Origin of the sequence: Aquirufa nivalisilvae, assembly GCF_003143535.1 — a bacterium.
GTDB lineage: Bacteria > Bacteroidota > Bacteroidia > Cytophagales > Spirosomataceae > Aquirufa > Aquirufa nivalisilvae.
In genome coordinates, this window is record NZ_CP029346.1 from 2,327,354 (window position 1) to 2,348,751 (window position 21,398).

Sequence of the window (21,398 nt, forward strand, 5' to 3'; positions counted from 1 at the left end):
AATTGTGAATGAAGAGTGTAGAATGTAGAATTATTAGGATTTAGGGATTTGAATGTAGATCGAATCCATTTATAATTCACCATTCATAATTTACAATTTATTACTTATCATCTTTTTCAGCTCATTCAGCTTCAGAAGGGCTTCAATTGGTGAAAGTGAATTAACATCCAATTTCTCTAATTGATCGTTAATTTCTTTTAATCCAGCTGGAATTTCAGCACCAAAAAGACTTAATTGATAATTAGCTTTTGGCATATCTTTCAACTTTTGATCATGATCTTCTTTGATATGGTCTTTTTCCAAATGCTGTAAAATTTCGTGGGCACGAAGCACTAAAGGGGTTGGCATGCCAGCCATTTGAGCCACATGAATACCAAAACTATGGGCTGATCCACCAGGCAATAACTTTCTCAAGAAGATGATTTTATTCCCCATTTCCTTAACCGACACATGAAAGTTTTTGATTCTTGGAAAATCATCTGCCAGCTGATTTAATTCATGATAGTGCGTGGCAAATAGCGTTTTGGCCCTACTTTTAGGATGGTTATGCAAATGCTCCGCAATGGCCCAAGCCATTGAAACACCATCGTAAGTAGAAGTCCCTCTTCCAATTTCATCTAAAAGTACCAAAGACTTGCTCGACAAATTATTTAAAATTGCTGCTGTCTCGGTCATTTCCACCATGAATGTAGACTCACCTTTGGATAAATTATCTGAAGCACCAACCCGGGTAAATACCTTATCCACTAAACCAATAGTAGCCGCTTGAGCAGGTACAAATGACCCCATTTGTGCCATTAAAACAATCAAAGCCGTTTGGCGTAACAAGGCCGATTTACCCGCCATGTTAGGTCCGGTAATCATGATGATTTGTTGGGATTCATTATCCAAATAAACATCATTGGGAACATACGATTCACCAACAGCTAACTGTTGCTCAATAACAGGATGTCGGCCATCCTTGATATCAATCACATCATTTTCCAACAATTCAGGTTGCACATATTGATGCTTAATAGCAATAGAGGCAAAACTTTGCAAGACATCTAAGGTAGCAATACCTTGAGCATTCACTTGAATAAGCTCTAAGTATTCCATAGCTTCTCGAATCAAATCTTGGAATATCCCATATTCAATTTGAGAAATCCGATCTTCAGCTGTTAGAATTTTTTCTTCATAAATCTTGAGCTCATCTGTAATATAGCGTTCGGCATTCACTAAGGTTTGCTTTCTGATCCATTCAGGTGGAACACGATCTTTGTGAGAATTGGTTACTTCTAGATAATAACCAAAGACCTTATTGTATGCTACTTTCAAAGATGAAATACCCGTACGTTCTACCTCTCTTTTTTGTAAATCCTGTAAGTATTCCTTTCCATTCGATGACAGTAAATGAAGCTCATCCAACTCTGGCAAAAATCCTGTTTTAATTATTCCTCCTTGATGAGCTAACATAGGTGCATCATCACGTAAGGCTACTTCGATTTTATCGACCAAAAGAGCACATGGGTTCAATCGATCTGCCCATTTCTTCAAACTCCCATCACCATTATCCCATAACAACTCCTTGATTAAAGGAATTTGCTGCAATGCCTTTTTCAATTGAACCAGCTCCCTAGGATTAATTCTACTTGCAGCCACTTTGGAAATTAAGCGTTCCAAATCTCCTATGGGTTTTAGGTAGCTTGTCAATAAATCCAGTAAATCCATGTTTTGAACTAATTCAGCTACACCCGACTGTCGATCTTGAATTTCAATCAACTGTTTCAAAGGTAGCACCATCCATTTTCGAAGCAAGCGAGCTCCCATGGCCGTCAGCGTTTGATCCATTAATGAAATCAAAGGAACACCCCCCTCTTGAGATGGGTGAATCAATTCTAAATTTCGAATGGTAAAACGGTCTAGCCAAACATATTTATCTTCTTCAATGCGTTGTATGGAAGAAATATGCGCCACTTGCTTATGTTCTGTTTCTGCCAAATAATGCAGAATAACACCTGCTGCTATGATGCCCAAGGGCATTTCCTCAATCCCAAAACCTTTTAAATTTTGGGTTTTAAAATGTTGCGTTAATAATGGATAAGTAAAATCATGTGTAAATATCCATTCTTCCAAACTAAAGGAATGAAACTGATCACCAAAAGAATCTAAAAACTGATTTCTGAATTTTTTAGGATATAAAATTTCCGCAGGCAAAAAACTTTGAACTAACTTCTGAATGTAAGCTAAAGGTCCTTGAGAGCACATGTACTCACCTGTGGAGATATCTAATAAGGCCAACCCGTAAAGATTCTGTGCACTTTCAGGAAAAGCGATGGAGGCAACGTAATTGTTTCTTTTATTATCTAAAACTTGGTCATTAAACGATACTCCAGGGGTAACTAATTCCGTAACTCCTCGTTTGACAATACCTTTAGCTTCCGCTGGATTCTCTAATTGATCGCAAATGGCCACCCGCTGACCTGCTCGAACCAATTTAGGCAAGTATACATCCAAAGAATGGTGGGGGAAACCTGCCAAGTGATCATCTGCATTTCCATTGTTTCTACGGGTTAAAACAATGCCCAATATTTTAGAAGCTTTGACGGCATCCTCCCCAAATGTTTCGTAAAAGTCGCCTACCCTGAAAAGCAAAATTGCTCCAGGATACTTGGCTTTAATTTGATTAAATTGTCGGGAAAGTGGAGTTTCTCCTTTTTTCAAAGGCTCTTGTCCATCTGCTGCTTTTCTGGCCAAACTTGAATGAGATAAAGGTTGTAAAAATAAGAATTTTGCCCGAATTATTACATCAAATCAAAGGATTTTGACCTAGGATTAAAAACAATGCGGGAAAGAATAGACTGTATACAAATTTGATGAGCCTATCAAATGGCAATAAAAACAATCTCTCTATTTTCTCGTTCACCCATCGAGGAATTAATGGAACAAAAAACACTCCAATATTCCCCATTAAGCTATTTTCAGGATAGTAAAATTAGAAATTGAAAAAATATTTCCCTATTTTGCCAAATAATTTCGAAACCCATAACTATGATTAATTCTTCCATATACATCAAATCTCAACAAGAGGTTTTTGATGTAGTGATTGTTGGCTCAGGTGCTGGTGGTGGTATGGCTGCCCATATGTTAACCAAAGCAGGAGCTAAAGTCTGTTTATTAGAAGCAGGTCAACCTTATGACCCAGCTGACCCAAAAAATATTACCCAGTTGAAATGGCCATATGAATCGCCTCGTCGTGGTGCAAGCACTACGCGCCCATTTGGTGATTTTGATGCTGCTTATGGTGGTTGGGATATTGAGGGTGAACCTTATACTCGCAAAGAAGGAACCAAATTCGATTGGTTCAGATCTCGTATGGTGGGAGGTAGAACCAACCACTGGGGACGTATTTCCTTGCGTTTTGGACCAGATGATTTTAAAAGAAAAAGTATCGATGGTTTAGGTGACGACTGGCCAATTGGCTACGATGATATGAAGCCATATTACGATAAAGTAGATCGTATGATTGGTGTATTTGGTACCAATGAAGGATTAAGAAATAACCCAGATGGGATTTTCTTACCTCCTCCTAAGGCTCGTTTACACGAATTAATGATTAAAAAAGCGAATAAGGCCATTGGAATTCCAACTTATCCTTCTCGCCTTTCTATATTAACTAAACCCATTAATAATGAACGTGGACAGTGTTTCTATTGTGCACAATGTTCTAGAGCTTGTCAGGCATATGCCGACTTCTCTTCATCTTCTGTATTAGTTAAACCAGCAGCGGCAACAGGTAATTTAACTTTATTACCTTATGCCATGGCGAGAGAAGTAACTACTGATCCAATCTCAGGATTGGCAACTGGCGTTTCTTACGTTCATACTGGTACTTTACAAGAATATTCAGTTAAAGGTAAAATTGTTGTTTTAGCCGCTTCAGCTGGAGAAACAGCTCGTTTATTATTAAACTCAAAAAGTTCTCGTTTCCCGAATGGTATTGCCAATTCAAGTGGTGTTGTTGGAAAGTATATCAATGACTCTACGGGTGCATCTCGTTCAGCTATTATTCCTTCTTTATTTGATCGTAAAACATACAATGAAGATGGTGTTGGTGGATCACATATCTATTCTCCATGGTGGGGCGATAATAGTAAATTAGATTTCCCTCGTGGATACCACATCGAATATGGTGGTGGTATGGGTATGCCTAGCTATGGTTTTGGTTGGGGTATTGAGGGATTAAATGGACGTGAAAACTTCACTCGCGATGGTTTGAAAAAAGCTGCAGGTGGATATGGTGCCACATTGAAAGAAGATTATCGTCGTTTCTATGGTTCTTATGTCAGCTTTGCTGGTCGTGGAGAGCCAGTACCAAGAGAAGATAACTACTGCGAAATTGACCCGAATGTGGTTGACAAATATGGTATTCCTGTATTACGTTTCAACTACAAATGGAGTGATTACGAAATCAAGCAGGCGAAGCACATGCAAGATACCTTTGAGCAAATTATTGATGCGATGGGTGGAAAGCCAATGGGCAAAAAACCAGGTGCTGATACCAATTATGGTTTGGCTGATCCAGGTCGTATTATCCACGAAGTAGGAACGGCACGTATGGGAAATAATACAAGTACATCCGTTGTAAATTCCAACTGTCAAGCACATGATGTAAAGAACTTGTTCTTAGCCGATGCAGCACCTTTCGTCTCTCAAGGAGATAAGAATGCTACATGGACTATCCTAGCTTTATCTATGCGTACTTCCGAATATATCATTGATCAACGTAAAAAAGCCAACTTGTAATGAAAAGAAGAGATTATTTAAAAAATATCGGCTTAAGTTCATTGGGCTTAGCTGCATTGAATCCTCAAGTAAAAGCCATGGAGGCTTTAGAAGGTGCTCCAGATCCTAAAAAAGTCGCTCCTTTAAAAGTTCCTAATGGTAGAACCATGGATGAAGCAGAACGTGATGCCAAATTGATGGCGGAAAAGTTCTTAAATGCTCATGAATTAGCTACGATCACCATTTTGTCAGATATCATTATCCCAGCAGATGGTAAATCAGGAAGTGCTTCTCAATCAGGAGTTACTAAATTCATTGAGTTTATTGTAAAAGATAAGCCAGAATTTAAAACACCGATGCGTGGTGGATTAAGATGGTTAGATGGTGAGTCAAAGCGTCGTTTCAGTAAACTATTTACTGAAATCACTCCTAAACAACGCATCGAAATTGTTGAAGATATTGCTTATCCTGAAAAAGTAAAACCTCAATTTTCACAAGGGGTGAATTTCTTTACTTTGATGAGAAATCTAACAGCCACAGGATTCTATACTTCTAGAATTGGTTTAGATGATTTAGCCTACAAAGGAAATACACCGAACGATTGGAAAGGTGTACCAGATGATGTATTAAAGCAATACGGATTATCTTACGATGATTAAACATTCCGATTTATACCTTAAACCGGAAATTTTCAAACATATTTCTTCTTTAGTGGCGGGTGTCAGTACCCGCCACGGAGGAAAAAGTCAAGCTCCTTATCATTCGCTCAACCTGGGTGTTCATACAGAGGATCAAGCTGAAATCATTCAAGAAAACATCTCTTTATTATGCCAATCTTTAGGCATAAAACCTCAACAGTTAGCTAGGTCATTTCAAACCCACCAAGACCTAATTTGGGAATGCGAACAACCCGATTATCTAAGTGGATTTGATGCCATTATAAGTACCCAAACCAATATATATTCCGCAGTTGGCATAGCAGATTGCTGTCCTGTTCTCTTAGTGGATCCCGTACAAAAAATCACAGCAGCTATTCATGCAGGTTGGAAAGGTTCCGTATTAGGAATTGTTCCTAAAACAGCCCATTTATTAATTTCCAAATACCAATGTGTCCCTGAAAATATATTGGCATACATAGGGCCATGCATTAGTTTAGCTCATTTTGAAGTAGGTGATGAAGTGGCAGCCCAGTTTCCTGAGGATTGTAAACTAAAGCCTGCCAACAAGTGGCACGTGGATCTAAAAAAACTCCATGCTAATCAATTACAGCAGGTAGGCATTTCTCAGATTGAAATTTCACCTTGGTGTACGGTGGAACATAATGAACACTTTTTTTCGCATAGGAAAGAGCAAGGCATAACAGGTAGAATGTTAGCTTTTGCTGGTTTTCAGTCCTAAATTTTAATCAAGTTTTTGGAATCTCCATTTCCAATCATTTTCTCAAATTCCATCCTTAGGGCTCTCCCTAACCATTTTTACCATTCAAATTATCGATTAACTGATAATGTAAGTTTCAACCATTGACAGACCTTTTGTAATTAGGACATTTTTTTGAAATTGCCTTCGAAATAATTCAATCAACCTAACCCTAATTACAATGAAAAAGTTAAAATTAACCCTGACTGTTTTAGAAAACAGAGATGCTTCTTTCGGAGGATCAAACGAAGTAGCTCTTGCTGGATCGACTTGCACCTGTACATGTACTTGTTGCAAATCAAACAATGATGCACCAGCAGAAGCTACCGCCTAATTTGTTGAATGGGTGGGGAAATTCCCTGCCCATTTTAAATAAATACCTACCCACACATGAAAACTACGATACCCCACCAAGCCATATTTTGTGGTCCAGATTCGCTATTCATTTTAGATGGAGACCAAAACCTCATTGAAATCAATGGTGAATCTTCACCTCTCATCAAAGAGATACTTGTAGGTTTAAACCAAGAGCAGTCCTTAGAAAGCATTTTTGAGAACCATCAAGAAAAGTTTGAAAATGACAGTGCTTCTTTTCGTGACTTAATTGATTGGATGTTGGATAAACAACTAATCCAACAGGCAATAGAACTGCAAAAAATTAAAATCCATCTACTTATTGACTCCCATCCATCTACTCAATCTGAATCCATCATGAGCACGCTCAATGATTTAAATAGGAATCAGATGGAGTACATACTGGAAGAATCACTTGAAAAATCTGATTTAATCCTTTACATCGGTTCGCTATTTACCCATCGTAAAAGCATCAAGGAATTAGCGAAACGTAGTTATGAGGCAAAAGTACCTTTGTTCTATTCAGAAATTGATAGCACTTCATTCACATTAGGTCCCATTATTTATGCTGAATTATTAAGTCCTTGTTTGAATTGCTATGCTGACAGAAAACAAGTTCAGCTAAAAAATCCCAAAGCATTTTCTATTCTGCAAAGCACACAAAAGCAAGAATTCATTTTTACCCCTTTACTAAAGAACAAGCTATACTTTCCGGCATTTCTAAACTTTATAAACCTTGAAATTCAGAAATTCTTCCAATCCAACTTATCCTATTCTCCCCTCTTAGGTCAAAGCTATTTTATTGATGGCATCTCAATCGAAATGCAAAAATTGAAAATCCTAAAAGTGCCATATTGCCCTATTTGTAGCAAAAAGAATCAATCCATGACATTCAATATATAAAATGGTGAGTTCAACAATGAAACTAATTAAAGATGATTTAATTCATGGAAATCGATACCAGATTCCCACTCGAAAATGCTTACCCACGGGTTTGTTTCAATGCTATGTTGAAGCGAACCATCTAGACTTATTAGCCTCCAATACTAAGTTCATTCAAGGTTCAGGAATTGGATTTAGTCAAGTAGAAGCAAATAATTCAGCGGTGGGAGAATGGATAGAAAGATATGCCGCATCGCATCAGGATATCCAGGATCTTGTCTTTGCCACCGAAACAGACTTGAATAACCAAAACAAGTCCTACTTACCCGTTGAAACATTTATCCCATTTCATTCAGAACAATATTGTTCCAGTTTCCCCTATCAAGAATGGAATACTCAGGATAAAATTAGTTGGGTTGAAGGTCAAAATTTACTTAACCAAGAATCAGTTTGGATTCCCGCATTTGCTGTTCATTTACCTCATAATACAGACTGGGATCAGAAAAAGAACTACACACTTCAAACTTCTACAGGTATTTCTGCAGGAAAAAACCTAGATGATGCGATCATTGGTGGCTTTTTAGAATGTGCTGAAAGAAATGCATTTGCTGAATTTTGGTATCGTCAAGACAAATGGATTCATCATGTCCCCATGTTCAATCAAGAAGCTGTGTTATCTTCTTTTCAGAATCCCAAAATCAAGCACTTGTTTAACAATGCCCGTGTTCAAATTAAGCTTTTTGATTTATCTCCAATTAGTCCAATAGAAACACATGTGGTTGTCTTATATTTTCCATATAAGGGTCAATTATTCCAATCGATGGGATGCGCTACTCGATTTAATCGAGAAGAGTCAATCATTAAAGCTTGTTTGGAAGCATACCAAGGTATTGAATATGCAATTGGGTTAAGTCAAAAACCTGAAGATTGGATAGAGAATAAAGTGGGCTTTAAAGCCATCAATAGTTTCGACAAGCATTTCGCATTTTATAATCGATTTCCCCAATATAGAAAAAAATCACCTATACTACAGGCCGCACTATTGGAAGGTTCATTTTTCCCTACAAATGAAATGTCTCAAACCAAAATTCATTCTTGGGAAGATGTAAATAAGCTCAACTTAAGCCACATACTAGTTGTTCCATTAAGCACCGAAGATGTACAATCGCAAGGATATGAAGTAGTTCGAGTAATAGTCCCGAATTGGAATTTACTAACTGGAGTCCATACTCAGCCTTTTTTAAAAAATTTACGAGCCCAACTTAGAGAAAATCTCTTTACTACCTATCCACATCCTTTCCCATAAACCATGAAAAAAAGACTCATTTTCTTATTTGCCACTTTCCTTTTTCCAAGCATATGCTGGTCACAAGGAAACCTAGATATTATGTTTCAAGATGTTCAAAAAATAACATGGAAAACGCACAAGGATAGTTTACAAAAAATCATCAAGTATATGAATAATCATCCGAGCAACGACTATTACTATTTGTATTGGAATGCCTATGCTCATTACATGGATTATTTCAATTATAAATTAACGATAGCAGCAGAAGAGAAAAAAGCACAACAATGCCTTGACCAAGCTTCAAAATCGCTAAGTAAAATCTCCAAGTCTAATTCTGAAACATTGGCTTTACAATCACTCATTGATGGCTTGAAACTCAATTTTACCAATATTTTCCTTTTGCCTATTAAAGCAGGAAAAGTTGGCAAATTAGCCGAAAGAGCCATTGAATTAGACCCTAAAAACCCTCGTGCATATTATGCATTAGCGATTTATGATTTTTATACTCCTAAAATGTACGGTGGCCGCAAACAAGTGGAATCCAATCTCGTTAAAGCCATTTATATTCCTACTATCATTCCAGAAAACACGAAAGATCCACAATGGGGTATCACTGAATCCTATTTATACCTGATTCGATTTTTAAAAGAAGAAAATCAAAAATCCAAAGCACAACATTATTTACAAGAGGCAAAAAGCAAATTTCCTGATAATCCCACTTTTCTTCAGTATAAACTCTAATCCCATGGCTAAGATCAGAAATCTATTATTTGAACCATGCATCGCTGATGTTTCCTATGATTTTCTTGAACAAAGTAAATTGTATTGCTTTCAAGCAAAAGAGTATAGTGAACGACTTAATGCGGTGATGTCCAGCGACTATTTCATGAGAAATATAAGCCAACATAGCATTGAATTGGGATTTTGTGAGGAATATGATTTATTGACAACTGATCATTTACCCCCATTGGCTCAGGCTCTGAATGAATTAAACCAACTCAGAAATAGTCAGAGGAATTTCAACCAAGAAAATAAAATCTCGCTAGAAGATCTATCTCATTTTCTGCATCTAAGCTACTCCATTACACAACGATTTGATCCAGCTATATTAATTCCACCTAGAAGGAATATTCCATCTGGAGGTGGTTTATATCCAATTGACATTTATGTGATTAACCAACATATTCATGAACTACCTCAGGGTGTATTTATCTACGATATATTTACAAACAAACTCAAACTGATTCGAAAATTCAAGGACTCAGATGAGCTAAATAAAGCGCTTAACAAAACACTTTTTGCTCAACAAAAAAATGACATTGACTATACACGGGCTAGTGCTTTTATGGTTTTAGGAGCCGAATTAGAAAGGTCATGTTTTAAATACCTCGACAGAGGCATACGGTGGGCAATCTTAGAAGCGGGTGAAATAGTTCAGGCCATGTATTTAGCAAGCGCCTCACTAGAAGTAGGCTGTTGCGCTATTGGTGGATTCAATGATGAAGCATTAGCTCAATTAATTGATTATCAGAACCCTAGTCAAATTACTCTTTTAGCTTTAGCCATAGGAAAATAATATGTACTACCTTATCAATCCGGATTATAAACTAATCTATGCGAAAGAGAGCACCGAAGACCTCTATTTCAAGCACACTTGGAAAGATATGCTTATTCAAATCAGTCAGTTTGAATGGGAAATACTAACTCATCTTGTCAATAATCGAGATGAAAATGTAACTCTTGACTTCATGAGGCAAAGTTATGAGGCAGATAAAAACATCTTGAATCAATTAATCCAATACTCAAAAGAACTCGAATTATTAATACCGGAGGAGGCATATGATGAATACCAAAAACAAAAAAATCTAATTCAAAAGCAAAGTATTTCAAACTGGAAAATGGGCATTAGCCAACTATTCTCCTATATATCAATTCCATTGGAATTCATAGGTAGAGGTAATCTGAGATTTTATAAAATTGCTAAAATTCCATTAGAGAATACGTGGATGGAATTATTAGCTAAAAATTACTCCTTTCAAAAAGCAATCCAATATATCTCTATTATTCTTTCAATTTTAGGAATTTGGAAATGCCTTTCCGACCCACATTTAATACAAAATTGGCTACAATTTGAATTGCTGCTCAGTCCATTTCTCCTCCCTTTTCTACTAATTGGGCTAATTTTCACCACCTTTCTACATGAATTGGCACATTATATCACCTATTTAAAATATGGTGGTCTGATTGCAGATTTAGGATTTTCATTGGTTTTAGGATTCATTCCATTTATTCACATTAATACGAATTCTCTCCATTTTTGGGAAAATCAAAGACAAAGAGTTTGGGTCATTTCAGCAGGAATTATCATGGATATATCCTTGCTATTAGGTATAAATATCATCCTTGGCTTAGATATCCACAAAGTCTGGCTCTCACATTGGCAATTTTTCCAGTGCTTTATTGCGTTTCGAATCATCTTTAATACGATACCCTTTATTCCTGGAACAGATGGGTATTTTCTACTTTCCGAATGGATTCAAGAGCCAGCCCTATTCCATGAGGCCAGCCGCACACTGCAAAAATTCAAATCAATCATTTTCCGAATCGAAGTAATCCAATTAAAATCAAAGGACTACCTCTATTTAGCCTATATCATGATGAGCTATTGTTTTATAACAGCCTATTACTGTTTGTTAGCCCTTTGGATTATTGCACCTTATTTCATTAGCATTCTACCATGAAAAGAATAAGTATACTCTTACATATTATATTTCTTCCCATTTATTCCAAAGCTCAAACAAGCATTAAAGGGAAGGTAATGGATGCTTATCACCAAGTTTATTTAGAAAATGTCAGTTTATATTTAGTACAAAACAAACTCAATATATTAAGTGACTCTAGTGGCTCATTTCAATTTCAGAAATTAACCAAAGGGCTGCCTGATACTTTATTGGTTTCTATCATGGGCTACAAGAAACTCCATATTCCCATTACGGATTCCCGATTTCAATATATTCTCTTACAATTAGATAAGCCAAATGCACTTGCCGAAGTAAAAGTAAAGGCAAATGTCCCCATGTCTGAAGATTTTGTTAATCATAAAATCAACTTCTTGGATGTGGTATTAAATGCTTCATCCAAAGCTGACCCTCTATTGGCTGTTCAATCCACCACAGCAGCGAGCCCATACAATGAATCTGCATCCATTAGTTTCCGAGGAAGTAATCCTCAACTCACTCAAATTTACGTGAATGATATTCCTATTCCTGAGCCTATCAAATTCACTCAAATGTCTAGTATTGGTACTTTTAGCCTTATCCCAATAAATACCATCAAAGATTTACTGATTTTCCCAAGCAACCCTCCTATTGAACTAATGAATGCCAGCACAGGGGTTGTTCAAATTCAAACAAATGAATCATTTAATAAACCTAGCTTAGAACTAGATGTCAGTCTTGGCCAAACAGGGATTTATTGGACTCCATGGTCCAAAGAAAAAAATGGGATCAGCTTCTTTGGACACCATCAATTTAGTCCTTTACTAAAATTCTTCAATCCTAGTTCATTGAGTAATTTACCTCACTTTAGCGAAAGCGACTGGGGTATGAATGCATATTTTCAAACTAAAAATTTATGGCGTTTGAAATTATTTAGCCTTTTTATGAATGAAAAATATGCTAGTCAATTTAAACATCCATCCTTCGAAGGAATCTTTGATTATCAAAAAAACAGACACATTCAAACCATCAATCTGTCAAAACTCCTAGAACATGCTCAATGGACTTTTAAATTTGGCTTACATGAATCAGCTCAACGTGACAGTACAGGGAATTATGCCTATCAGCCCAAATCACTTCATTTATTTTGCGGAATTGACCTTCAATTGTTCCCAATGGAAAAATGGACTATAAAATTGGGTTACCAATGGCTTCAAGCTAAAATAAACTATCAAATCCAAAAACCCTTCTTTAATTTTGATTACCGCCCACAATCCCCAAGTATTCTGTTTTCCAATAATCCCTCAATCTCTCAGCATGAATTGTTTCTATCGAGCAATTATGAACTTGCCAAGCAGTTTCGATTTGGACTAGGACTCAAACTGATAGATTCTCCCCAATTGAACCACTTTCAAATAACTCATCAAATTCATACTAGGTGGTATATCCGTGATTCCAATACTTATACCCATGTTGCCTGGAGTAAACAAATTGCCAGTCTATTTACCCTTGAAAAAGACTATATATGGGTAAATTCCCAACAGCTTTCTTGGGATATCATTCATGAGCAAGAACTTGCTAAATGGGGTTTTAGCGCCTATTATAAGACAGAAAAATCTACAATAAATACAGGGCAAGCATGGGGAGCAGAAATAAACTATAGCCTTTTACAACCTAAGTCAAAACATGAGATTGGAATAGGTAGTCATTGGAGCCAATTGAATGACGGAAATTTAATTCAAAATTCTCCCTACCAAATTCCTTATTTTTTACGCACTCAATCACAATGGAAATGGAAATATTTTGACCTCAGCATAAGTGGTATTCTTCGATCAGGCAATTATTTTAGGCCTCTAATTTCTTCTACTTATTCTACTGAATGGCAGATTTACATTCCCCAATTTGAACCTAGAGCTAATCAATCTTTATCTCCCTACCTTAGAATTGATGCCATGATAAGCAAAATAATTCATCAATCAGAAAGAGTCTCTTGGATAACTTATTTATCCATAGGAAATGTCCTAAATCGCGACAATGCTAAATCAATAAATTACAGCTGGGATTATCAACAGGCATTTCAAGAGTATTTCCAGAAACGAATCATATACATAGGCTTTCAACTAAGATGGTAATCCCTTCTATTTGGAATTCGTCTCCCTTAAAAACTGTTGTCTGGAGATATTTTCTTTAGGCAAAAACTCATATGCTTTCTTCCATTCCTTTTTCTTCAAATCTCCGTTCTTAATGGATTGAATAAAATTAATCCAAGCAAAAGGATTGGTTAATGATAAAATAGGACTGGCAAAAAATGTTTTATTTGCCTGTGCCGCAACCATTTGATCTGAAAAATTTCTAAAGTTAGAAGAAGCACCCATTCCGGCCTGCAAAGCAAAAACATTGAGCTTAGACTGCTCTAGATTATTTGCCAATATATTCCTTTGCTTATCATCCCGCAAATGCATGTTTAAGAAGGCCTGTTTAAACTCTTCCTCCGTACTATGCGGAAATACCTTTACTTCCGACAAGATTTTAGATTCCTCAGATAAAGAAATTATAGCCCGATGAACTTGATCGGTATTTTTGGGAATAATGTAATATTTCTTCTGATAACCAACGTATGTAAATACCAAACTATCTCCAGGAAATACATACATTTCCACCATACCAAAATTATCGCTCAAAGCTCCTCTACCTGCTTTTGGATTATAAACGTATGCTAAAGGTAAATCCTCTGCTTTAGTGGCTGTAACGACTCTACCAAGAAATAACACCGTCTTATCTTGCCCTTGAGCCAATAAATCTTGACTGAAGCCCGCAACTAAAAAGAAAAGTCCCAATATAACTAGTTTGCAAATTTTCATTGAGCTGCAAAGAATTTTTTATGATTTAATTGATCAATCGTTAAACGAATGAAGCTTAAAATAATTTCAAAAAAGTAATAATAAATGGGATGGATAATAATAAGCCATCAAAACGGTCCAAAAATCCTCCATGCCCTGGAATAGTATTAGCCGAATCCTTGATATTGATACTCCTTTTAAACAAAGATTCTACCAAATCTCCATAAGTACCAGCTACTACAATAATCCCTCCAATGGCGAACCATTCCCAAACTTCGTAATTCGTAAAGTACCTAGAAATAACATATGCAGCTAGCATAGCACTCAATAAACCTCCCATCAATCCTTCCCAGGATTTCTTAGGTGAAACTCTTTCAAATAATTTTGTTTTGCCAAAATATGTTCCTGCAAAATATGCACCTGAGTCACTTGCCCATAATAAAAACAAACATCCCATGATAATGTTCGCATCATATGTTCCAGAGCGCATAAAGGCCAATACGGTCAACAAAGCAAAAGGAAGTGCCACATAAATAATTCCTAAAAAGGTAAATGCAATATTTTGAAACGGCTTGCCATCTTCTGATTTATATAATTTTATAAAAAAGATGATCGTTAATAAGGGTGACAAAATATAGTAGTTATGATATCCTATCATACCTTTTTCGATGAAGAAAGTCAACAAATGCAGAATAACACCACAAAATGTCCCATAAAAAGTCAAAGGTAAATTCCCCTCCAAACTCCCCACTAATTTATAAAACTCCAATTGTGCTAATACGCCTATCAACAGGAATAATCCCAAAAATGTATAATCGTTAAAATTGATACAGAATAACAAAAATGGAACTGCAATCACCGCCGCAATAATCCTTTGCCATAAATTGCTCAAATTGGACAAGCCCATAGGTTAATTTTAATTCTTAGTTTCGACAATCGCTAACTTAGCTTGATCGATATGATTTTGGTGTACATACAATTCAAATACGCCCAAATTATAAGGGCTAATTTTCTTATTTACTACAATAGCAGGAATTTCATAGCTTTCAGAAAGCATTGACTTTTGCATTTCTAAATCAATCCCATTTTCGGATGTTCCTAATAATACCCAGTCCTTGATCATAATTCTTCTCTTTGTTGATACATTAAACGAATATAATAAATAAGGAACAGCAATGAAACAGCAGCAGACCACCATGGTATCATATCGCCTACTTGCTCAGGATCTAAATCAATCAGCTTTTCTTGATGCAAATAAGACAACGCTAATGTCCATGCATTATTAAAAAAATGAGCTAAAATTGGCAACCAAATATTCCTAAACCAGATATATAAATAGCCAAAAAAAGCTCCTAATAACATCCTTGGAAGGAAACCATAAAATTGAAAATGAATAAAACTAAATATTGCAGCAGATAACCAAACAGCGACATGAACGTTTCCTAAGTAACGCTCAAATAGATTTTGTAATACTCCACGGAAAAACAATTCCTCACCAATAGCCGCCATTCCTGCAATCACCGCAATTGCCGTCATGAAATCCAAAGGTGTTTCAAAATGCAATAATAATTTAGTCAAACGAGCCATATTGTCTTCCGAAGAACGCATCCACGCCTCTACTTCTTCATATCCTGCCGGAAGTACAATGGATTGATTCCATTGAATAATATACTCCATCATGGGTATGGACACCAGTAATGAAATAATTGCCCAAGAAAAAATCCGCCAAGATGGCGCATCTATAGGACTTAACTCATATAAAGATCGTTTTTCAATAAATCTTAAATAAGCCCAAGAGCCTCCTACAAATGTAAATAAGGAGACAAACCACTGCAAGGCCATCATTCCTTTAAATGCACCATGGTATTTCTCCGGGTTAGCCATGAAATCCAAGATTAATTTTTGAAATTCCGCCACATTTGTTGAAGGAAATTCCATAATTAAAACCACTGCCACAAGGCCCAAAAACTGACCTAAAAAGCTTCCAAGCAGAAAAAATCCAAATAGACTAAGTAGCTTTGAAAAAAGACCAAACCAACGCGCGGGTCCAGAAATATAGTTTTCTTCCATAATGGTCGTAAATTTACTGAATTTTTAATGAGAATGGTAAAAATAGGCAACATCGAATTAGGCTCTTTCCCGCTGCTTTTAGCTCCAATGGAAGACGTATCTGACCCACCCTTTCGAGCAGTATGCAAAGAAAATGGAGCAGACTTGATGTATACTGAATTTATATCTTCCGAAGGTCTAATTCGAGATGCCGCTAAAAGCGTGCAAAAATTGGATATTTTTGAATACGAGCGCCCCATAGGTATTCAGCTTTTTGGTTCTTCCATTGAAACCATGGCTTCTTGCACAGAAATAGCTACCCAAGCTGGTCCTGATCTAATTGACATCAATTATGGTTGCCCCGTAAAACAAGTTGCCTGCAAAGGTGCCGGTGCGGCCCTTTTACAAGATATTCCTAAAATGGTCGCTATGACCAAAGCGGTAGTCAATGCGACGCATTTACCCGTCACAGTAAAAACCAGATTAGGCTGGGATGAATCAACCAAAAACATTGAAGATGTAGCTGAAAGACTACAAGATATTGGTATTCAAGCTTTAAGCATACATGGACGTACCCGAGTTCAAATGTATAAAGGGGAAGCTAACTGGGAATTGATTGCCAAAGTCAAAAATAATCCCCGAATTAAAATTCCTATATTCGGAAATGGAGACATCGATACTCCTGAAAAAGCACTAGAATACAAAAATAGGTATGGTGTCGATGGAGTAATGATTGGTCGAGCCACCATCGGTTACCCATGGATTTTCAATGAAATTAAACATTTCATTCAAACCGGAGAACATTTGGCTCCACCTACGTTAGAAGAACGTATCCGCGTCTGTCAAAGTCACTTAGATTTTTCTATCAAATGGAAAGGAAACCATGGAGGAATCGTAGAAATGCGACGACATTATGCCAATTATTTCCGTGGCATGGACCATTTCAAACCATTTAGAAGCCGATTAGTTACCTCACTATCTTACGAGGAAATCAATCAAATATTACAGGAAATTGCTGAACATTACCAAGCTATTACGCCTGCATAAAAACATGACATCAACACAAAAAGTACCTGCGCTTTGGATCATTTTAGCCATTGCTGCTATTTCTCTAATATGGGGTAGCTCCTTCATTTTAGTAAAAAAAAGCCTCTCCACCTATTCCGCTATGGAAGTAGGAGCTTTACGCATTGCCTCCGCAGCGCTATTTTTCTGTCCTTTCTTTTTTAAAAGAAGAAAGTTCATTCAAAAACAACATTGGCCTTCCTTCTTACTTGCCGGTTTAACCGGAAATTTATTTCCAGCTATTCTATTTTCCATTGCAGGTGAACACCTTCCAAGTGCTCTTTCTGGCATGCTGAATGCCTTTACTCCATTATTTACTTTGATTATTGGTGTTGTTTTATTTCAACAAAAGTTCGTTTTAAAACAAACGGGAGGTATTATCTTGGGCTTAATTGGTTGCATAGGCCTGTTGGTGGCTGGGAAAAGTTTTTCCTTTCAATTCAACTATCATGCCCTCTGGGTTATTCTAGCTACTTTCTTATACGGCATAAACTTACACACTGTAAAATCAAAATTCGCTGATTTACACCCTCTTACATCCACAGCTGGGGTCTTTATGATGATTGGGCCTTTAGCCTTTGGTCTTTTGGCCTATTCTGGATTCTTCAACCGCCCATGGTCTGACCATGCAAAAATGTGGCCACTACTTGCCGCCATTGCATTGGGACTATTTGGCTCGGCCATTGCTATGGTCTTATTTAATCAATTAATCAAATGGACTAGTGCCATCGTAGCAAGTTCGGTTACTTACCTCATTCCCATTGTAGCAGTAGCTTGGGGACTTTTTGACGGAGAAACCATTTATTGGTCACAGATTGTATTTATGTTCATTTTACTTTGGGGTGTATACCAAGTAAACAATTCAAAATCTTGATAATTTTCTAATACAGGAAGCTCAAACATAGAATATCAAATAACTTTTACTTTTGAATGGTAGATTGCTAAGACCTATTAATCGGTTTAAATCTTCTACCTATGAACGAGCAAATCCTAAGTCAAATTTGGAGTAAGCAGCTTTTCAACCATAAAAACTTGCGTAGCCTGCAAGGTGAATATCTTCAAATCATCCATCCTGGTTTTTTAAATAAACATGCCGGGGCTGATTTTCAAGAAGCACATATCCTTCTCAATGATTTTGCTTGGATTGGATGCGTAGAATTACACGTTCTTGCTTCCGACTGGTTACTTCACGCTCACCATCATGATGCCTCCTTTGAAAACGTTATTTTACACGTGGTTTGGAAGGCCGATTTGCCCATTTATTACCAAGATGGAAGAGAAATTCCAACCTTGGAATTATGCCACCTTGTTCCAGAAACTAAAATTGTAGAATCACTCCCACAATCCACCAATTCTATCCCCTGCCAATCATTATTTTCAGATACACCACATGTCCTAAAAACACAAATGTTGAGCCTTTGTGCCGAACAAAGGATGCAAATCAAATTGGAATCTATTCTGGAACTTTGGAACAAAAACCAACAGGACTGGGAAGAGACATTCTACCAATCACTAGGGAAAAGTTTTGGATTTGGCCTAAATGCAGAACCTATGCTTCGCCTTACCCAAGCCATACCTCTCAAACTTATCTTAAGAAATAGAGATCGACCATTAGGAATTGAAGCTGCCATGATGGGATTAGCCGGCATGTTGGAAGAACCTATCAAAGATGAATACCAATGGGGACTAAGAAGAGAATTCATCCACCTCAAGAAAAAATACCAATGGGAAAATGCCTATTTACATATTTCAGATTGGAAATTTCTACGATTAAGGCCAGCTAACTTTCCTACCATCCGAATGGCTCAGTTTGCTGAAGTTGTTCGCAATAATTGTTCATTACTTTCTATTTTACTTGAAATTCAAGACCTCAATGTCATACAAAACCTCTTTGAAATCAGCCCCTCTTCCTATTGGCAAAAGCATTATCATTTTGGAAAAACAAGCAATAAACCATTGGGCCAAATGGGAAAATCAACTTTTTATTCCCTCTGTATCAATACATTGATTCCAATTCTTTTAGCCTATGCCCACATCAAAAAAGAACTGAAATATACCGAAAAAGCTTACCGTTGGTTATTTGAAATGGATGCAGAAAACAATGTTATATCCAGAATTTACTCTGAATTAGGTCTAAAAATCCATAATGCGCATGATTCTCAAGCTTGCTTGCATTGGTACAAACACTATTGTCAAGCAAAAAAATGCCTTTCCTGCCAAGTAGGTCAGCATATTTTACTCTGATTTAATGATCGTACCCCGCTTACCAATACCATTTTCATTGAATGCTTCAATTTGAAAATAATACGTTTTGTCTTTATCCATGGATTTGAAATAATACTCATTTGCACCAAAAACTTGTACCGAAGTGTACATTTTATCTGGGGCAATTCCCGAATAAACAACATAACCCGTAGCCTGTGGGTCATGTCGCCATTTCAACCAAGCTGATCTTTTATCATGCTCTCCACGCAGAACCAAAAAATCTTTCACTTCTTTTGCCAACTCCCCATGCCCCTTGCCAAATACCCGCAAACCACTGATCGCAAATTTCCCTGCGGCCATATGTTCATTGACTAATTTAATATATCGCACTTCCACAGACTTTGCCAATTCTACATAGTCATGTGGAACGTCTTTTTTATTCTTGGATTTATCAATGATCAATTGCCAAGTCTTCCCATCTTTACTTCCAAATACCTGATACTGATGATATATCCCTGATATTTTTCCCAAAAAACTAGTGTCTACATCCTGATCGGCATAATTAATTTGGATGGCTTTCACCGTTGATACTTCTCCTAAATCTGATTGAATATATTCTCCTTTTTTAGAAGATTTTGCAGACCAATAAGTTTTCATTTGCTCATCCACGGCATAATTTGCCCCATATCCAGCTAAACTCGAAGATACTTTCACAGGTTTGTTATAATTGAGCAACATCCATCCTGTAAATAAATCGGAAGGTTTATCAAATTTAGATGTAGGCATTCGATGCGGGTAATCTCCATATGCAGTCTCCGCATACAATATTCCATCCTTATCAAAGGCACTTGGCCAAAGCCCCAATCGGCGCTCAAAGCTATTTTTAACCGCAATAGTAATGGTTGACACATGCCACCAATTCCCATATTGCCCCTCAAAAGTTGCCCCATGCCCAGCTCCACGAGTAAAACCACCTGGCTTAAATGAAAAAGGATTATGCGCTTGATAAGTAAATGGCCCCATAGGTTTATCAGCCGTATAAACGCCATCCCCATAGGCCGAAAACTCAGTCCCAGGTGCCCCATATTGTAAGTAATATTTTCCTTTATATTTGTTCATCCATGCTCCTTCCATAAAGGGTTTCAAAAAAGTGTTATCCTGATATTCTCCAAATCTTTCCCATCCATGTAGTTCATCATTCAGTCGGATCAAATCCTTTCTCTCACCCATAGGTTGTAAAGTCTTTCGATCGATCTCTTGACCATACATAGGATAAAAATTACTGGAGCCATGGTATAAATACAGTCGACCATCATCATCCAAAAAGAAGGCTGGATCCCATGCTCCTGCAGTAAAAGCATGTACAGACTCTCTCCAAGTATCTGTCTCGGGCGAAGAACTCGACCAAAGGGTAAAATCTTTGGCATAGGTTGAACCAATGACATACAAACTATCCCCTATTACAAAGGTCGCTGGTGCACAAAGCTCATCATATACTTTATGGTAAGGTTGCAGAAAACGCCGAGAGACAAAATTCCATGTCAACATATCCTTACTCCACCAATAGCCCCACTGATTTGTCGAAAACAAATAATACTTATTCTTAAAAAAACTGATAACGGGATCCGCCGTTGCCCTATGTCTACCTGCCTCCGAAAAATTGGGGATTGGTGTGAAACCATAATCCAGATTCATCGGATTACAATATGTACTTTGTGCTAAAACATGAGGTGAATTCCATGCCAAACAAATGGCCAGAATTAATGTTAAGTAGCTAGTTTTCATTCTTTTCATGGATATTATTGACCAAAATACACA

19 protein-coding genes are annotated in these 21,398 nt (G+C 37.0%); 13 read left to right on the top strand and 6 right to left on the bottom strand.

The genetic code is table 11. The annotated features are described in order from the left end of the window. Positions 1 to 90 precede the first annotated feature (90 nt). Complete coding sequence (mutS, locus tag HME7025_RS09955) at positions 91 to 2,736, bottom strand: DNA mismatch repair protein MutS (protein ID WP_109323500.1); 2,646 nt, start codon at positions 2,734 to 2,736, stop codon at positions 91 to 93. Between the two features lie 294 nt (positions 2,737 to 3,030). On the opposite strand from mutS, the gene HME7025_RS09960 reads away from it, so the two are divergent. From HME7025_RS09960 to HME7025_RS10000, 10 genes are all read left to right on the top strand, one after another. Then, complete coding sequence (locus HME7025_RS09960; RefSeq protein WP_109323501.1) at positions 3,031 to 4,785, top strand: GMC family oxidoreductase; 1,755 nt, start codon at positions 3,031 to 3,033, stop codon at positions 4,783 to 4,785. Then, positions 4,785 to 5,423: a gluconate 2-dehydrogenase subunit 3 family protein gene (locus tag HME7025_RS09965; RefSeq protein WP_109323502.1), complete on the top strand. Its 639-nt coding sequence runs from the start codon at positions 4,785 to 4,787 to the stop codon at positions 5,421 to 5,423. Before HME7025_RS09960 ends, HME7025_RS09965 begins: the two co-directional genes overlap by 1 nt. Further along, a complete protein-coding gene (pgeF, locus tag HME7025_RS09970) occupies positions 5,416 to 6,162 on the top strand; it encodes a peptidoglycan editing factor PgeF (RefSeq protein ID WP_109323503.1) in 747 nt (248 codons plus the stop codon). Before HME7025_RS09965 ends, pgeF begins: the two co-directional genes overlap by 8 nt. Positions 6,163 to 6,361: 199 nt before the next feature. After that, the gene (locus tag HME7025_RS13445; RefSeq protein ID WP_161566853.1) at positions 6,362 to 6,514 is read left to right on the top strand and encodes a hypothetical protein; all 153 of its coding nucleotides are present in this window, start codon (positions 6,362 to 6,364) and stop codon (positions 6,512 to 6,514) included. Positions 6,515 to 6,570: 56 nt separating this feature from the next. Beyond that, positions 6,571 to 7,437: a hypothetical protein gene (locus HME7025_RS09975; RefSeq protein WP_109323504.1), complete on the top strand. Its 867-nt coding sequence runs from the start codon at positions 6,571 to 6,573 to the stop codon at positions 7,435 to 7,437. Positions 7,438 to 7,453: 16 nt separating this feature from the next. Beyond that, complete coding sequence (locus HME7025_RS09980) at positions 7,454 to 8,722, top strand: YcaO-like family protein (protein WP_161956234.1); 1,269 nt, start codon at positions 7,454 to 7,456, stop codon at positions 8,720 to 8,722. Between the two features lie 3 nt (positions 8,723 to 8,725). Next, positions 8,726 to 9,445, top strand: a complete 720-nt coding sequence (locus tag HME7025_RS09985; protein ID WP_154401961.1) for a hypothetical protein — start codon at positions 8,726 to 8,728, stop codon at positions 9,443 to 9,445. A gap of 4 nt (positions 9,446 to 9,449) precedes the next feature. Beyond that, a complete protein-coding gene (locus HME7025_RS09990) occupies positions 9,450 to 10,280 on the top strand; it encodes a SagB family peptide dehydrogenase (RefSeq protein ID WP_109323507.1) in 831 nt (276 codons plus the stop codon). 1 nt (position 10,281) lies between these two features. Next, positions 10,282 to 11,445, top strand: a complete 1,164-nt coding sequence (locus HME7025_RS09995; protein WP_109323508.1) for a zinc metalloprotease — start codon at positions 10,282 to 10,284, stop codon at positions 11,443 to 11,445. Then, positions 11,442 to 13,553 (top strand): carboxypeptidase-like regulatory domain-containing protein, encoded by a 2,112-nt coding sequence (locus tag HME7025_RS10000; protein WP_109323522.1) that lies wholly within the window; start codon positions 11,442 to 11,444, stop codon positions 13,551 to 13,553. The genes HME7025_RS09995 and HME7025_RS10000 overlap by 4 nt, the downstream gene beginning before the upstream one ends. A 6-nt stretch (positions 13,554 to 13,559) precedes the next feature. Here the strand turns inward: HME7025_RS10000 and HME7025_RS10005 are convergent, their stop codons facing one another. From HME7025_RS10005 to HME7025_RS10020, 4 genes are read right to left on the bottom strand one after another with little or no spacing between them, the layout of a single operon-like run. Further along, the gene (locus HME7025_RS10005) at positions 13,560 to 14,282 is read right to left on the bottom strand and encodes a peptidase associated/transthyretin-like domain-containing protein (protein WP_109323523.1); all 723 of its coding nucleotides are present in this window, start codon (positions 14,280 to 14,282) and stop codon (positions 13,560 to 13,562) included. 55 nt (positions 14,283 to 14,337) lie between these two features. Then, the gene (locus HME7025_RS10010; RefSeq protein WP_109323524.1) at positions 14,338 to 15,168 is read right to left on the bottom strand and encodes a phosphatidate cytidylyltransferase; all 831 of its coding nucleotides are present in this window, start codon (positions 15,166 to 15,168) and stop codon (positions 14,338 to 14,340) included. A gap of 9 nt (positions 15,169 to 15,177) precedes the next feature. Continuing rightward, complete coding sequence (locus HME7025_RS10015; RefSeq protein ID WP_109323526.1) at positions 15,178 to 15,384, bottom strand: hypothetical protein; 207 nt, start codon at positions 15,382 to 15,384, stop codon at positions 15,178 to 15,180. Then, a complete protein-coding gene (locus tag HME7025_RS10020) occupies positions 15,381 to 16,331 on the bottom strand; it encodes a CPBP family intramembrane glutamic endopeptidase (protein ID WP_109323527.1) in 951 nt (316 codons plus the stop codon). Before HME7025_RS10020 ends, HME7025_RS10015 begins: the two co-directional genes overlap by 4 nt. A 33-nt stretch (positions 16,332 to 16,364) precedes the next feature. Here HME7025_RS10020 and dusB point away from each other — a divergent pair, with 33 nt between their 5' ends. The 3 genes from dusB to HME7025_RS10035 all read left to right on the top strand — a co-directional run bounded on the left by dusB (position 16,365) and on the right by HME7025_RS10035 (position 19,619). After that, a complete protein-coding gene (gene dusB / locus HME7025_RS10025) occupies positions 16,365 to 17,357 on the top strand; it encodes a tRNA dihydrouridine synthase DusB (RefSeq protein WP_109323529.1) in 993 nt (330 codons plus the stop codon). A gap of 4 nt (positions 17,358 to 17,361) precedes the next feature. Further along, complete coding sequence (locus HME7025_RS10030; RefSeq protein WP_109323530.1) at positions 17,362 to 18,249, top strand: DMT family transporter; 888 nt, start codon at positions 17,362 to 17,364, stop codon at positions 18,247 to 18,249. 101 nt (positions 18,250 to 18,350) lie between these two features. Continuing rightward, the gene (locus tag HME7025_RS10035; RefSeq protein ID WP_109323531.1) at positions 18,351 to 19,619 is read left to right on the top strand and encodes a DUF2851 family protein; all 1,269 of its coding nucleotides are present in this window, start codon (positions 18,351 to 18,353) and stop codon (positions 19,617 to 19,619) included. Here the strand turns inward: HME7025_RS10035 and HME7025_RS10040 are convergent. Further along, entirely contained in the window at positions 19,611 to 21,374 is a 1,764-nt protein-coding gene (locus tag HME7025_RS10040) for a family 43 glycosylhydrolase (RefSeq protein ID WP_226998210.1), read from the bottom strand. The genes HME7025_RS10035 and HME7025_RS10040 overlap by 9 nt on opposite strands. Between the last annotated feature and the right edge of the window lie 24 nt (positions 21,375 to 21,398).